This is a genomic window from Leptospiraceae bacterium (genome assembly GCA_024233835.1).
In the GTDB taxonomy this organism is placed as follows: Bacteria; Spirochaetota; Leptospiria; order Leptospirales; family Leptospiraceae; genus JACKPC01.
On sequence record JACKPC010000001.1, the window covers coordinates 574,088 to 590,715 of the forward strand.

General features: G+C 34.8%; 10 protein-coding genes. All 10 read left to right on the top strand.

Going from position 1 to position 16,628, the window contains the following annotated elements; genetic code table 11:
- Window positions 1-48 precede the first annotated feature (48 nt).
- The 10 genes from H7A25_02750 (at window position 49) to H7A25_02795 (ending at window position 16,627) form a co-directional block, all read left to right on the top strand.
- Entirely contained in the window at window positions 49-4,095 is a 4,047-nt protein-coding gene (locus H7A25_02750) for a hypothetical protein (GenBank protein ID MCP5498797.1), read from the top strand.
- Window positions 4,095-4,694, top strand: a complete 600-nt coding sequence (locus H7A25_02755; protein ID MCP5498798.1) for a GNAT family N-acetyltransferase — start codon at window positions 4,095-4,097, stop codon at window positions 4,692-4,694. Before H7A25_02750 ends, H7A25_02755 begins: the two co-directional genes overlap by 1 nt.
- A 426-nt stretch (window positions 4,695-5,120) precedes the next feature.
- Window positions 5,121-6,143 carry a rod shape-determining protein gene (locus H7A25_02760; protein ID MCP5498799.1) on the top strand — a complete coding sequence of 341 codons (1,023 nt, stop codon included), beginning with the start codon at window positions 5,121-5,123 and terminating at the stop codon, window positions 6,141-6,143.
- Between the two features lie 9 nt (window positions 6,144-6,152).
- Window positions 6,153-7,292, top strand: coding sequence for a rod shape-determining protein MreC (gene mreC / locus H7A25_02765; GenBank protein MCP5498800.1), 1,140 nt, complete (start codon window positions 6,153-6,155; stop codon window positions 7,290-7,292).
- Window positions 7,289-7,819, top strand: a complete 531-nt coding sequence (mreD, locus tag H7A25_02770; GenBank protein MCP5498801.1) for a rod shape-determining protein MreD — start codon at window positions 7,289-7,291, stop codon at window positions 7,817-7,819. Before mreC ends, mreD begins: the two co-directional genes overlap by 4 nt.
- Entirely contained in the window at window positions 7,812-9,749 is a 1,938-nt protein-coding gene (gene mrdA / locus H7A25_02775; protein ID MCP5498802.1) for a penicillin-binding protein 2, read from the top strand. Before mreD ends, mrdA begins: the two co-directional genes overlap by 8 nt.
- Window positions 9,746-11,263: a rod shape-determining protein RodA gene (gene rodA, locus H7A25_02780; protein ID MCP5498803.1), complete on the top strand. Its 1,518-nt coding sequence runs from the start codon at window positions 9,746-9,748 to the stop codon at window positions 11,261-11,263. Before mrdA ends, rodA begins: the two co-directional genes overlap by 4 nt.
- 9 nt (window positions 11,264-11,272) lie before the next feature.
- Window positions 11,273-12,040 (top strand): hypothetical protein, encoded by a 768-nt coding sequence (locus tag H7A25_02785; GenBank protein ID MCP5498804.1) that lies wholly within the window; start codon window positions 11,273-11,275, stop codon window positions 12,038-12,040.
- Window positions 12,041-12,065: 25 nt separating this feature from the next.
- A complete protein-coding gene (locus H7A25_02790) occupies window positions 12,066-15,545 on the top strand; it encodes a PAS domain S-box protein (protein ID MCP5498805.1) in 3,480 nt (1,159 codons plus the stop codon).
- Window positions 15,545-16,627, top strand: a complete 1,083-nt coding sequence (locus tag H7A25_02795; GenBank protein MCP5498806.1) for a hybrid sensor histidine kinase/response regulator — start codon at window positions 15,545-15,547, stop codon at window positions 16,625-16,627. Before H7A25_02790 ends, H7A25_02795 begins: the two co-directional genes overlap by 1 nt.
- Window position 16,628 lies beyond the last annotated feature (1 nt).

Below are 16,628 nucleotides of genomic sequence, written 5' to 3' on the forward strand. Positions count from 1 at the left end.
AATTTCTTTACAAGCCTTTTGAACTATGTATTCATTTTTCTTAAACAGATGAGAACCTTATATTTTCTTTTATACTTTATTATCAGCCTTAGTACTGTTCTTTTAGGAAGTGATTGGCCGGATTTACATGAAGGTGACAGGACATATTATGGAAGCGAACGACAGGAAAAGTTTGAACAGGATGGGCTTTTCTGGAAGTTAGAACGCTGGGATAATCATTATTCCAATCAGGTTTTCTGGTTATATAAGTATACCGATTATCCTAAATACCAATCAACAGAGTTATTTCCTTTTTTTTATAAGGAAGAAAGCAAGCTGGATAAAAGAAAAAGTACACGCATCTTCAATTCAGTTTCCACACAGGAAATGGACAGCAATCATTACACTTTCTTTCCTTTCTGGTTTCAGGGTAGAAAAGATAATACGGATAAAACCTATTATTCCTTGATTCCTTTCTTTTATACATCTTCGTACGGTAGTTCAGAAAAAGAAGGCGAGGATTTTAAACTGATTACTCCTCTCGGATACTATCAAAAAACTCCCCGGGAAAAAGATTGGTTTGTTCCTATTATCCCCTTGATTTCCGGAAATCAAAATGAAACTTCAAGTGCTTATCATATTTTTTGGCTAATCAACTTAAATTCCACAAAGCAAGAAGGTTTAAAATCTTTTAATATATTACCCCTGGTTTATTATGGTAAAGAAAATAATGAGCGGTATCAGTCGAGTTATTTTGCCTTTCTTCCTTTGTATTCCAGAATAGAAACAAACGATGATACCGATTTTTTGCACATTTTTCCTCTAAATTTTTATTGGAGAAATACTTCCGAGAAAACGGGTTTATTCTTTCCTTTTTTTTATTATAATAAACAATATGATGAAAAGAAAGAGGTCGTAGGTAATACGTATATAGCTCCTTTTTTTTATAAAGACTCTTATAAAGATCAGGATACTTTTTATTTTTTAAATTACTATAACCATGAAAGATTTGGAAAAGATGCAGAAAAAGATTTATATTTTTTTCCATTTTATTTTTATAATAGTACCCTGACAGGAAATTCCCGGCTTGTTTTTCCTCTTTTTTATCGGGAGTGGAAAAGTGATGGAAGTACTTACTGGAATATTCTCGGATTTATGCACTGGGAAAATGATGTAAATAAAAAATATAACGATTCTACAATATTTCCTTTTTATGTAAAAAGATACGACAAAGAAAAACCTGAAGAGAGAGGTCAGATTTACGGCTTTCCGTATTATATCAGTTGGTCTGAGGAAGAAGAATTTAGCTCTATTCTTCTCTGGTATAGTAATACCGATAAAAAATCAGGAAATTTTTTCAAAATGTTTCTTCCCCTGTATTATAAATGGAAATCCGAAAACTCAGAAGCCAACATTCTTCTTCCTATAAGTCTGGAATACAAAGATAAGGAAAGCAATGAAACCTATGATATGTACTTACTCGGTTTACTGAAAGAGAATAAATCCGGATTTTTGCAACCGGATATGAGTATTGATTTTGGAAAAAAAGAAGGCTTCTGGTATATGGATACAGACATTTCTTTTCTCTATTACTTTGCTCGCTATAGTTCAAGAATAACAGGTAAAAATCCTTTTGCCGGTTATGAATATAACGAAGATGAACTTAAGAAAGCCGAACAGCTTGAGGAAGAGAAAAAAAAGATAGAAGAAAAAAAAGAATTACAAGATCCACTATTCAATGAACTTGCTGAAGAGAGGAGTTCTATAGAAGAAAATAAAGCTGCCTTAAGTAAATATAAAACTATTGATAGAGAGAACTCGCTTTCTTTTAACGGTTTAAACTTATTCTTTGGAATTTTTGCTTATGAAAAAGCGGATACAAAAACGCATACCCGTGTTTTTCCTCTTTATTGGTTAAGTTGGGATGAAACTTCTGAAGATAGAGTGCAGGTAATTCCTCCAATATTTGTTTGGTATAAAGATTTACAAAAAGAATACTACGTTTTCTTTCCATTTTACGGTAAGCAGGAAGAAGGTAAATCCTTTATAAAATCTTACGGACTATTTGCCTATATTGATGAATACGATGAAACTGAAGATAGAAAAGAAATTTCGGTGGTATGGCCTTTTTTTAATAAATATACAATGAAACAAAAAAACGGTCACAGGTTACTTCCGTTTTATTATCATACAAACGAATTAAATGAATCAGGAACGATCTCTGATACAGTCAGCATTCTGTATTACTATTCCAAAACAGTTCATGAAGAAGATAAAACTTACAATTCAAGTCTTTTTGTTTATCCGATTATTTTTTATCAGACAAAAGATGTACTGAAGGATAAAGAAATTACACAGCAATTTTCTATTCTCCTTCCTCACTTTTATGATTTTGAGATAGACGAGTACGTAATCAAGCGACATTTATTTACACCTTTTAACTATCATGAAAACCATGTTTATAAAGATAATAATGGAGAATTAAAAGAAGATTATTTTCATGAGTATCTATTCTTTGCTTATTATACCGGCAAAGAATATGAAGATCGATTTAGAGGAGCTTTATTCGGTTTACTCGGATACGGTAACGAGGGTAATCGGAAATACCATAGAGCTCTTCCTTTTTATAGTTATTCCTCAAATGAAAAAAGCGATTCCCTCTCTTTATATCCTCTTCTGTACTTTTCTGATAACTATGAGTCGGAAAGTGATACTTATTATTCTGCTATTAACCCTCTATATTATTATAAGAATACAAAGAGTGTAAATAAGGATTCGGAATCAAAAAAGGAAGCCTATATTTTTCCTCTTCTCTTTTATTATAATTCCCATCCATCTACCTATAATTTCTTATTTCTTATTCATAATAAAACAACTGACTCAGAAAAAGTATCCTATTTCTTGCCTTTCTATTTTTATAATACAGATTATAAGGATTCTTTCAGTTTCTTTCTTTTCGGATACTATAGGGAAAAAAATGAAAATACAGATTCTCACAATTTTTTATATCTTTTTAGAAAAAAAGAGACTACATCTGGAGAAAAAAAATCCGAATATGCCTTGCTCTTTGATACATTTTATTCTTCCGAAGAAGGCGAAAAAAAGCAGAAACAGATTTTTTACGGTATAGTATATGATTCTTTATATATAGGAGAAAAAAATAATTACTCTGACTTTTTTTATTTTTGGAGTCTTAAAAATACTGATACCAAGACTTCTCAGAATTTCTTTCCGATTTTTTATCAGAACCAGACTTTTAATTCGAAGTCAAAAGAAGTGAATACAAAACATAGGAATATTCTAGTATTCTATGATACGAAAGAAGTAAAAAATCGTTTAAGAAGGTTTATACTCTTTCCCTACGGATATTTTGGGAAATATCAGTATAATAGCTTATCTAATGAACCCTATGAAACCAGTCACTTTTTATTTCCTTTTTATTATGATAATCGAACAGAGAAAAAAACGACTCTATTTATTACCCCACTCTATTTGAATTGGACAGAAAATACAAATGAACAGAATCTCTTATATTTATACCATCGAGAAAAATATGAGAATGGAGAATCCTATTGGAGTTTTATTTTTCATTCAATTTATTATGATAACCTGAATGATACAGCCAGATTCAAATTGCTGTACGGGTTTTTAACTAATTATCGCTATAAAAATTCAGATGATTTTTCTCTTCATTATTTAGGAATATTTGGATATACAAGAAATAAGGAGAGACACGAAAGTAACTTTTTCCCTATTTATTATAATGATGAAATCGAAAATAAATCCAGATTTCAGTGGTACGGAGCAGGAATCGCTTTTTATCATGATGAGGATGATAGGGAGTTATTTCAGCACAGTTTACTGGGTATATTATACTATCGTTCTAAAATGAAACAGCAAAATGAAGATACTTTAGCGATTCTTGCCGGAACTTTATATTATAGTAAAGCAAAAAAAATACGGGGTTACAACTCTTCCGGAAGTTTATGGGGCTGGCTCTGGGAGTATGAGACAGAAAGTGAAACAGACTTTTATAAGTTTTCTGTATTAAAGTTTTTTGGACTTGAACGAATCAAAGGTAAAACAAAATATAAAATATTAGGGATAAAGTTTTAATGTATTTATATGAAAAACCGGTAAAAAAAAGTTTTGAGAACAGCCATATACTTTTGGAACCTCTTTGTCTGAAACATGCTGTGAATCTATTTAACGCAGCTTCGGAAGATCCGGAAGTAACTTTTTATCACATGTTTTTTGGTCCTTTCGATGAACTGGAGAATATGCAGGAATGGATAATGAAGGAAAGTATGGATACTTCCAAATTTACTTTTGCTGTATATCGAAAACAATCAAAAAAATTTGTGGGAACCTTTTCTGTTTCAGAAATAGATTCGAATTACGGTACCGCGGAGTTATCCAGTATCTGGTATGCTACATCTGCCTGGGGAACAGAAACCAATCTCTGTGCTTCTTATTTACTCCTTGAATATTTCATGGAGAAACTTAAATACAGACGCCTTGTCTGGAAATGTGATGATACAAACACAAGAAGTAAGAATGCGGCTCTAAAGCTGGGGTTTAAACAGGAGGGAGTTTTCAGAAAGCACAAAATTATCAAAGGAAGAAATAGGGATACTGCCTGGTTTTCTATTATAGACGATGAATGGGAAGAAGTAAAAAGAATGCTGGAGAATCAGATAAATAATATAATGTAAACGAAGAACGGATCTGTTGGCTTTTTTATTCGGGTCGGAAAATGGATTGGGTCGACACATATCTACGAAGAGATGTGTAAGCTCCAAACAAAACTATATTTTAATAATCGCCACTATGTCTCGATAAAAAAGGTCGTTTTGTTGATAAGTGAAAAAAATATGAATGACGTAAAATAGCAGTTGACAATTTTTTTTAACTATATACATTGCTGCACGGTTGAAATGATGCTTTTGAAATGATGCTTTTGAAATGAATAATTCCGGAGCAAACACCTTTATTTGTAGATCTATGACGCTGATAAAAAGGCAGAAAAGTAGGTTCGTTTTTTCTGCACGCTTTTTTTTTCTTTATTTTAAATAAGCAGGCGTATTCATGGATTTTAAGGAGTATTTTAATTTCTTCCTCCTTTGAAATTGTAAAATTATATGATATTCGATAACTTATACGGATTATTCTCAAACGACATGGGGATTGACCTCGGAACAGCCAATACATTGGTGCATGTGAAAGGTCAGGGAATCGTGCTTTCTGAACCGAGCGTGGTGGCCGTACAGGCCTCTACAGGAAGGGTTTTAGCTGTCGGACAGGAAGCCAAGCGAATGCTCGGGCGTACTCCGGGAGATATTGTCGCCATCAGGCCAATGAAAGACGGGGTAATTGCGGATTTCGAAACTGTCGAGAAAATGATCCGCTATTTTATCAAAAAAGTTCACAATCGCACAACTTTCGTTAAACCAAGGATTGTCATCGGTGTTCCTTCCGGTATTACCGAGGTAGAAAGACGCGCGGTGAGAGAATCTGCGGAACAGGCAGGTGCGAGGGAGATCTACCTTATTGAAGAAGCTCTCGCAGCAGCGATAGGAGCCAATGTTCCCATTCACGAACCAGCGGGAAACATGATAGTAGATATCGGGGGAGGAACAACCGAAATTGCTGTTATTTCTCTAGGAGGAATGGTAATTGCTGAATCTATTCGTACCGGTGGAGATGAGTTTGATGAAGCTATCGTTAAATACCTGCGTAACCAGTATAATATGGTTATTGGGGACAGAACGGCTGAGGATATTAAACTAACCGTTGGAAATGCTTACATGGACAAGAGGATTGAAACCATGGAAGTAAAGGGTCGCGATGCTATTTCCGGCTTACCCCGTACTCTTGAACTGGATAGTAATGAAATACGTAAAGCCCTAAAAGAGCCGGTAGATGTCATTTTAGACGGAGTAAAGCGGGTTTTAGAGAAAACTCCTCCAGAGCTTTCTGCTGATATTGTAGAAAGAGGGATTATCCTTACCGGTGGTGGCTGCCTTTTAAGAGGCCTTGAATATTTTATTTCCCGTGAAACCGGAGTTCCGGTTTTTCGAGCTGAGAACCCCCTGACCTGCGTGGTATTAGGGACTGGAAAATACCTGGATGAGATAAAAAATATTAAATCCAGGTTAAAGTAAGACTATGTTATGTTCTGGGATAGAATCGGTCAATTTAAAGAGCTTGGCTCAGTTCTCTTCGTGGTTATCTTTTCGATAACATCCCTTGTCTGGAATGCTAATTTTGTAGTAAGAACAGTTTCCCATTCGCGTAAAGTGGGAAATATTATTTCTTCCTCCTTCCAGGCAATAGGAAACCTGTTTGGAAGGGTTTCCGAAAGGATGGAATCTTTTGAAAAAGTAAGGGGCGAGAGAGATAATTATCTAAAGAAAGTAGAAAAATACGAGCTGGAACTTTTAGAAAAACAAAAACTGGAGGAAGAAAACCGAAAGTTAAAAGCTGAATTGGATTTCAAAGTTCCGGATGGCTATTCTGTTATTAAGGCCAAAGTATTAACTGTTCGCTTAAATACCATTTACCGAACCATTATAATCAATAAGGGAAAAGCACAGGGTATTCAGAATTATATGCCCGTTATTGCTCGTCTTCCCGATAATCCGGATATTAAATATGCTGTTGTAGGAAAGGTGATCGCTGTAAGTGAAGAATCTTCCATTATTCAACCGCTGGTAAATTCAAGTTTTAGCATGGGAGTACAGCTCCCCGGCGTGGATATATGGGCTATGTTATCAGGAAATTCCGGAAAGGCAATGGAAGTTATTTTAAATTATCTGGATAGCCGCTTAATTATAAAATCAAAAAACAATGAAACCATTACCGGTCTTGTCGGGCGGCCTGTATATTCTTCAGGTGGAAGTGGAGTATTTCCTTCCGGCATTCCTGTAGGCGTGATTACGCGGGAGGGTCCACAGGAAGGAACTTTCCGTACTGCCTATGTAGCACCTTATACAAAGTTCAATGATCTGGAATATGTAACGGTAATTAAAAAACTTCCAAACAAATGGAAAGAAGCCTGGCCGAAAGAGAGAGAACCTGAACTGGAAGATCCGATTCTGGAAGAACCCCTTTATCCGGATAAGGATAGTGAGGCTAGCGAAGAGGTGCATTTTCGACCGAGAAAACTCCAGTCAAAATCTAAAACTACAAAACCAAAACCAGAAAAGCAAGGGAAAGAAGATAAAGTCCAGGCTAAGAACAAGAAAAAATCAACTTACGAGGATGAGAATGAGGAAGATGATTTCCTTATAAAAGACGGAAACGAGGAATGATGATTGAAAAAATTATGACTGGTGCCGGGATTTTGCTTGTGCACTTTTTAAATCGCTCCCCTTACCTGGATCTAAGCGATAAACTTCCGTTTCATTTTCAGCCTGATTTGATGTTCATCTTTGTGATCTTTTTTTCTCTCAGAAGAGGTGCTTTAACCGGACTCTGGGTGGGTTTTTTTGGAGGACTCTTAACTGACCTGGATCAGGGAGCAGTAGATTCTACGGCGGTGATTCATTCCATGATAGGTCTTCATACCTTTAGCTACTCAATTATTGGATATTTAATGGGAAAATTTGGTCGCAATGCCTATAATGAAAATTTTCTTTCCATATCCATTACTATGTTTGTATTGACCCTGCTGGTTAGAGGTGTTACCTTTACCCTTTACATTTTCTTTTTTAAAGCAGATGAAAAGAACTATGCATTTTTTGGAACGGCTTTTTTTAATTCAATTCTTTCTCCTATATTTTTCTCCGCCCTTTCCTGGATCTATCGAATGGAATCGGCAGAGGTAAGCAATGAGTAGACAGAGCTTTTCTTCTGCAACCGAGTACCGCTTAGAAAAAAACTTTCGAGGCAGGTTATATTTTTTTATGGCTTTAGTTATTGCTGTTTTTATAGTATTTGTATCTCAATTGTTTAACCTTCAGGTACTTCATGGTACAGAATATTCTATGAAAGCAGAAAGGTTTGTTAGGAAAAGTGAATCTTTACCGGCAGCCAGAGGACTTATTTTTGATAGAAATTTTCATTCCAAGGAAGTATCCATTCCTCTTGTTTCAAATTCTATTTCGTTTGATGTAATTGTAAATTCTTCTACTTTTAAACATAACCGTAATAATATCAAAAGTTTTGTTGAGTATTTTTATTCCGTGCTGGGAATTCCACGAGATTATTATAAAGGAATTTTAGCAGAACCTAAATTCTCAAGAAGAATTCGTTCTCGAAAGCCTATTATTCTTCTTCGTGACATAACTCGTGAACAGCACGAAAGAATTTCCGTATTTGATAATCTTACTAAAAAGATTCTCCTGGTTTCCTCCCCCAGACGAATTTATCATCTTGGGCCGGCTCTCGCCCATGTTACAGGCTATGTGGGAAAACCTACAAAAAAAGAATTAAATAATCCCGAAATAAAGCCTTATCAACTCATAGGAAAAGCCGGTCTCGAGAAGCAATATGATAATTTTTTACGTGGATCCGACGGGTTTCGAATTCAGAAAAAGAATTCAATCGGACTTGTTGAAGATGAGAAAATCATCGAAGATGCAAAGATGGGTAATAACCTGGTCCTGACTATTGATAAAAAAATGCAACTCAGTGCTTATAAAGCCTTAAGAAGATATAGAGGAACTGTCATTGCAATAAAACCGGCTACAGGGGAAGTGTTAGCCATGGTATCTAACCCGGGCTATGACCCGAATGTTTTGTCCGGGAAAAATCGGAAACGAAGAAGTCGACATTATAAAGATATTATAAAATATGGAGGCTTTTTAAATATAGCACTTCAATCGAAGTTTCCTCCCGCTTCTACTTTTAAAACCCTTGTAGCCCTGGCCGCTCTTGAAAGTGATCATAAGATAGATTTTAATGCCGGTTCCAGGTTTTATTGCGGAAAGAGCTTTACTCTTAAGTCTACATACGGAAGTGTTCCTGACCAAATTTTTTATAACTGGGACAAGAAAAATTATGGAGAGATAAATCTTATCCAGGCGATTCAGCATTCTAACTCGGTTTATTTTTATCAGCTTGGTTATAAACTGGGCTCGGAACCAATACTGACTTATTCACGTCTTTTCGGTCTGGATAAAAAAACGTATATTGATCTGCCGGGAGAAATTGAAGGTTTTGTGCCCAGCAGTGATTGGAAAAAGAGAGTATACGGAAATAAATGGTTTGATGGGGACACCATCAACCTTTCTATAGGTCAGGGTTTCATTTCCGTTACGCCTATCGGTATGGCTATGTTTTACATGGCTATATTAAATAATGGTAAAATTTACCAACCCTTTGTACTTTCTGAAGTTCGAGATCCGGAAAATGATACAATCATCCATAGAACCAATCCAAGAATTATTCGGGACATTCCCCTGAAAGCATCGACGATAGCTTCTGTAAAAAAAGGGCTTCGTATGGTAGTCAAAATGGGAACAGCTTCTTCAATTTTAAATAAGCCGGGACTACCGGAAATCTCAGGGAAAACGGGAACAGCCCAGACGCGAAGACGAGGTTCCTCTTCCTCAAACCATGCCTGGTTTATAGGGTATGCTCCTTCCAATGCCCCGGTTGAAGAGCAGGTTCTTGTTGCTGTTTTTGTTGAATTTGGTGTAGGAGGAGCGGTAGGAGCAGCTCCTATTGCAAGAGAAATTTTCCGTGTCGCCTTTCCACCGGGTTCTTTTCACAATAAAGAAGATCGAAAAGTAGAAGAGGCGATTAATGAGGAGTTAATAGAATAGTGTTGGAAAGAAGACTGGATCGAATTGATTATTTTCTTGTATTCTCTGTAGTAATAGTCGTTTTTTGCGGAATATTCACTCTTTATACTCAGGATGCACATCTGGCTGAAGCCACAGGAAGGTGGTATAAGCAGCTTATGTATTTTTTTGTTGGTTTTGTTTTTATGTTCATTATGACTCGTGTGAATTATCAGCTTTACGGGTCTTACGCGCTCGCTATATATCTCATATCTATTGTTTTATTGATTCTTACCTTAATTCCCGGAATCGGCTATCTTCCTTCCGGTCGGGGAGCCCGTTCCTGGATAAAAATTGGACCTGTCAATTTTCAAACCAGTGAATTCGCCAAATTATCTACTGTAATTCTTCTCGGACAATATTTAGTATTACGAGAGAAGGAAATTCGAAATATTACGGTTCTTATTATTCCTTTTATTATCGTAATTATCCCTATGGTATTTATTATTCTACAGCCTGACTTTGGAACGGCTGTTTCATTTTTGCCCATGCTCCTGGCTATGCTATTTCTGGGTGGAGCCGATATGATGCATATCTTTTCCCTCATTATCCTGGGAGGAATTTCCCTCTGTATTCCTATGTATATGGAATTTGTGAAGTTAACCCTTCTTCCCCATATTATTCGTGGATTGTCTAAAGCCGGAAAAACAGAAATTTTAGGATACGTAAACCAGTTAGGTGGAAAAATATGGTTGATATTAGATGGAAAAAAAGGTATTCCTCCTAATATGCCTGATCTGGGAAAGGAAGAAAATTTTCTCGCCTTAAGAGAAGTAGTAGATAAAGTTATTGAAGAGAATACGAACATGTTTTTTCAATTCTTTTCCAATAATTCCCTGATGTTGGGTCTGGGCGGACTTCTTCTTATATTCAGCTTGCTTCTTCTACTTTTGCGTTATTCTCGAGGAGGAAAAACGCTTCGGAAATATTATGTCATTTTCGGAGTTTTTGGAATCAGCATTCTTATGGCTGTTACGGTGAATAAAACCATTCCCTTCCGGGAAAACCAGGTGATTCGACTGACCGCTTTTATTAATCCCGAACAATTCAAACAGGGAGCCGCGTATCAATTGCGAGCCTCTAAAGCTGCTGTGGGTTCCGGACAATTTTTTGGGAAAGGTTTTTTTTATGGGGAAATGACGGAAGGAAAGGTACCGCACGTTCCGGAAAGCGGGACAGATTTTATTTTCTCATCCTGGGCAGAACAAACCGGGTTTATTGGTTCAACTCTATTACTCTTCTTTTTGCTCGCAATTCCCCTGAGAGGTTTACAAATAAGCTTTGAAAGCAAAGATAGGTTTGGTTCTTTACTCGCAGCCGGGATTGTAGCTTTAATTTTTTTTCATATGGCTATTAATATTGGAATTGTAATTGGAGTTTTGCCAATTACCGGTTTACCTCTTTCTTTTATGAGTTATGGAGGCTCCCATCTTATCATGTCGATGGTAGCTGTTGGAATCATTAATTCTGTTAAACTACGGAAACATGCTAATTAGGGTTTGCTTATGTTTGATGACTCCTTTATAGAAGACACAAGATATTTTTTTGACCTTAAGAACGAATTAAAAGTTAAGGTTGAAGAATTAGAAAAGAATGTGTTCGAGGCGAATGAACTTCTTAATTCAATTCAGGATATATTTGGTAAGTTGGAGGAAATTACCAAAAAATTGGATTCTTCCTATTATACAATAAAGGTGAATAAACTTAAGATTCTTATTGATGATTTGTTTAAAGATAAGAAATATAATCGTCTGGATTTTGATAAAATTTTCAACAAGATTGATGGCTTAAAGCAATCCGATAGCATTGAATTTCTGGATGAGACTTTAAAAAACCGAATTGAAAAACTTTCCGGTGGTTTATTACCTTATTTAAATAAGGATATAGACTACAAAGACAATAGTCTGTATTTACTTTTTAATTTTGATTCTGTAAACTTTGTTATAAAAAATTATCCAAGAAAGATTATAAGAAATGTAGATGTTTTCCAAAAGAAAGTTGAAGTTAGGGGAAAAATATATGATATTTTTCCTGGTGGTAACTTTGGAAAAGACAGAGAAAATGCGAAGAGACGAAATCCTTATTGCAATCTTCTAATAGTTCAATTAGATGAAAGTGATTTTCGCTGCTTTCATTTTGATTATATTGAAAACCTTGTCCATTTTACTGGTGATAACCTGGCAAAGCGTAAAAATTCCGTTAGTACTTCTATACCATTTATTAGTTCTTATATACGATGGAGAGGAAATCGTTATTATTATATTGAACTATAAGGATGACATTCTTCCTTAAAATTATATGAAAAAAAAGTTTCCGACAATTCTTGTACTTGAAGATGAACCAATTTTTCAAGAATTGATCAAGCAAAGTCTGGAGATAAGTTCTGCTCAGATTATTACATGTTCGACAGCAAAAAAAGCAATTGAAGAATTACATTTTCGAAAAATTGATCTTGTCTTGTTAGATCTTAACTTACCTGATGCTTTCGGGATAGATGTCTGTAAAAGTATACTGGAATTAAAACCCGGATTACCTCTTATCTTTTTAACATCTGAAGATTCTGAATCAATCATCGCTGAAGCATTTGATGCAGGGGCTGTTGATTTCATAAGAAAACCTTTTTCCTCTTTAGAATTAAAATCAAGAATCAAACTTCATCTTGATCTTTCAATAATGAAGGATGAACTAAAGAATGAAAATTTTGAATTAAACCAGACCAGAGAGGAATTATACATATCGAATAGAAGATTACGATCTTTTATTGATAATAATTCCTTAGGCATTATTGAGATGGATCCGGATACGAGAATATTACGTTGTAATTATGCAGCGGAAAAGATTTTCGGCTATAAGGAAGAAGAACTCGTTGGTAAACTATTGTTAGATATTATTGTAACTGAAAATACTCGAAACAAATTCATTGCAAGTTTAATGGAAGTTTCAACTACTCCGAGGTACATCAACAGTTTAAATGGAAATAAACGTAAAGATGGACAGATAATCATTTGCGAATGGAATCATACTCTAATATTAGATTCTACAGGTGAAAAGATAGGCTTTATTTCTCTGGTTCAGGATGTTACAGAAAATGTAAAAATGAAAGAAAGCATGGAGAAAGGTTTTTTAACTTTAAATATGTTGATGGACACTTCTCCTGATGCAATTTTGAGTCTTGATCCTGATGAGCACATTCTTTCTACGAATTCTATAGCCTGTGATCTATTTGGTTATTCTGAGGAAGAACTTGTAGGTATTTTTTTTGATAAACTTCTGACTAAAGAGAGTTCTATTCTTTATCATGAAAAAATGGAAGAATATTTTAAAAATCAAACATTCTCCGGTAGCAACATCCTTTCCTTATACGGACAAAAGAAAAGTGGTAAAACATTCCCATTTCGCTTTATAATAAAAGAAATTAAATATAATGAGTTTGAAAAGCTTTTTATTGTGCTTATTCAGGATGAGACAGAAAAAAAGAAGCAGGAGGAAAAAATTCAGGAAATAGAACATAAGTACGAAGAAGATTTAAAACGCTCTTATATCCGTTTCTCCATGGTTGAAAGAACAGCACAGATTGGTGTCTGGGAGTGGAATTCAAATGAAGGAAAGGTTTTTTGGTCAGAAGGAACTGAACGGATATTTGGATTACAACCAGGAAGCTTTTCCGGAACATTAGAAGAATATTTGAGTTACGTGTATGTGGATGATAAGAAAAAGTTATTAAAAACTATAGACGATTCTATTAAAAATAAAACAGACTATTTAATTGAACATAGAATTATAAGAAAGGACGGGAAGCTTCGCTGGGTAAGCTGTAAGGGAAATTTGGTAACTCCCGGCATAGGAAATTACACATTTATGTTGGGAATTATTTATGATATTACAGAAAGGAAAAATACAGAGATTGCCCTACAGGAAAGCGAGGCCCTGAAAGGTGCAGTGTATAATACTATCAAAGTTGGGGTTTGTTTGACAGATGAGAACGGAATTTTTTTCCAGGTAAATCGTGCTTATTGTGAATTATATGGATATTCGGAAGAAGAATTATTAGGGGAAAGTTTTTTAAAAATTGTTCCTGAAGAAAATCGCTATAATACCTGGCTCTTATATAATGATTTTCTAAGTGGAAAGCCGGAAATGCCGGCTGAATGGAAGGTTTTGCATAAAGATGGTAGGTTAATTGATGTTTTCGTAACAGCTTCTATTTATGAAACGGAGGATAAAAAACGTTATAAAGTTACCTCTGTACTTGATATTTCGGATAGGGTTAAAGCTGAAGAGATCTTGAAAAAGGCTAAGGAAACCGCAGAATTGGCCAATCGTGCAAAAAGTGAATTCTTAGCTAATATGAGCCATGAAATCAGGACTCCTATGAACTCTATATTAGGCTTTACAGAAGTATTGGGCTCAAGACTTAAAGATCAAGATTTACTTCCTTATTTAAAAAATATTTCATCCAGCGGTAAAACCTTACTAACTTTAATTAATGACATTTTAGATTTATCCAAGGTAGAATCAGGGAAATTAGAATTACATCCGAGTCCTGTCTCTTTAAGAAATATCATCCAGGAAATCGAAAATATTTTTAAAGACAAGTTCATAGCCAAAGGAATTATTTTTGAATCTGATATTTCTCCTGAACTTCCTGAGAGTATTTACCTCGATGAAGTTCGCATTCGTCAAATATTACTCAATCTAATTGGTAACGCATATAAGTTTACACATAAAGGAAGAGTAATGCTGCAAGTTGAAATATTAGAGAACAAAGCTGTGAGTGATTTCTTCAGCTTAAGAATATCGGTAATCGATACAGGTATCGGTATTCCTATAGAAGAGCAGACTAATATTTTCGAAGATTTTAGTCAGGTAAAAGGAACTTCATTAAAATATGGAGGAACCGGACTTGGTTTAGCTATCAGTAATAAGCTGGTAAAGATGATGAAGGGAGTTATTGAATTAGAAAGTGTTCCCGGTGAAGGTAGTTCATTTCATGTAGTTCTTCATGAAGTAAAAAAATCCATGACCCTTCTCTTAGAGAGACAGGACATTGAGACTGACAACATCTATTTTGATCCTTTTCGTATATTACTTGTCGATGATATTTCCAGCAATCGAGAACTTATCAAATCTTATTTGGAAGAACAAGATGTTTCTATCATGGAAGCAGCTAATGGAAAAGAAGCTTTAAAAACCTTAGAAAATTATAATCCGGATATTATTATTTTAGATCTGGTTATGCCTGAAATGAGTGGATATGAATTAGCACATCTTCTTCGAAAATCTCCAGAATGGAATCAAAGACCTATAATAGGAATTACCGCATCGGTGATGAACCTTTCAGAAAGAAAGAAAAATCAAATGTTTAATTCAATATTGTTCAAACCGATTTCTAAGGCGATTTTTTTACAAGAATTACAGAAATATTTACCCTATAAAGAGTCTAAGGAGAACTTAATGGTCTTATATGATACTCCTACTTTAAGAGCAATGAATAGTAGGGATGATTTATACCGGGAGCTTGAAAGGATCAAAAGAGAAAACTGGGAGAATTTAAGTAAAGTCTTATATTTAGATGAAATTCAATCCTTTATAAGGGAGTTAAGTTTATTACTAAATAAAAATAGTTGTTCCATGCTGGAGAATTATGTAAAAGCACTGGAACAGGGCCTTGAAAGTTTTAATATGGAAAAAATACGCTCCGGTATTGCTGCCTATCCTGCATTTTTAGAGCAGATTTTAGAAGAATTTAAAAAAACAGAAAATAAGGAGGATTTATAATGTATACGGTACTTATAGTCGATGATATACCTCAAAATATTCAATTGTTAGCAACTTTGCTTTCTAATGAATATCGAATTTCTATTGCCGAATCCGGTACTCGGGCTCTTGAATCAATAGCTATATCGAAGCCTGACTTAATCCTTCTCGACATCATGCTTCCTGATATAGATGGCTATAGTATTTGCAAAAAACTTAAAGAAGCTCCTTCAACAAGAGAGATTCCTATTATATTTCTTACAGCGAAAACAGAGACAGAGGATGTAGTGAAAGGTTTTGAATTGGGTGGAGCAGATTACGTGTTGAAACCCTTTAAGTTTGAAGAATTAAATGCAAGGATTAAAACCCATATAGCTTTGCAGGAAAGTAAAAAAGCATTACAGAAATTAAATAAAACGAAAGATCGTTTTTTCTCCATTATTGCTCATGATCTTAAAAATCCTATAGCAGGCCAAATAAGTCTTACTGAAGCTTTGCTTAAAAAAATTGATAATCTCGAAAGAACAGATTTTAAGCGTTATATTGAAATGTTACATCGTTCTTCAGGTCAAAACTATAGACTGCTTGAAAATCTTTTAGAGTGGGCCAGGGCCCAGTCTGGTGAAATTCAATTTTATCCCGAAAATGTTGAATTGAAGAAGCTTTTTAAAAAAATAAAAGATGAGATAGGAAGTTTTGCTTCAAGCAAAGAAATTCAAATTGAGTTTACTGATCCTATAGATTTAAGAATAGTAGTGGATAAGAATATGTTACTATTAATTCTTAGAAACCTTATTGTAAATGCTATTAAGTTTAGCTATCGAAATGGACTGGTTTTTTTGGGATTGAAAGAGGATTCATCAGAATTTCTTTTTTATATACAGGATCGTGGAGTAGGAATGTCGGCAGAAATTATAAATAAATTATTTAAACTCGGAGAAAGCGTGAAACAGCACGGAACGGAAAGAGAAAGTGGAAGTGGTCTTGGCTTGATTTTATGTGCAGAGTTTGTAAATCGACATGGTGGAAAAATTTGGGTAGAAAGTGAAGAAAATAAAGGAAGTACTTTCTATTTTACTATTCCTAAAAATATCTCATTATAGA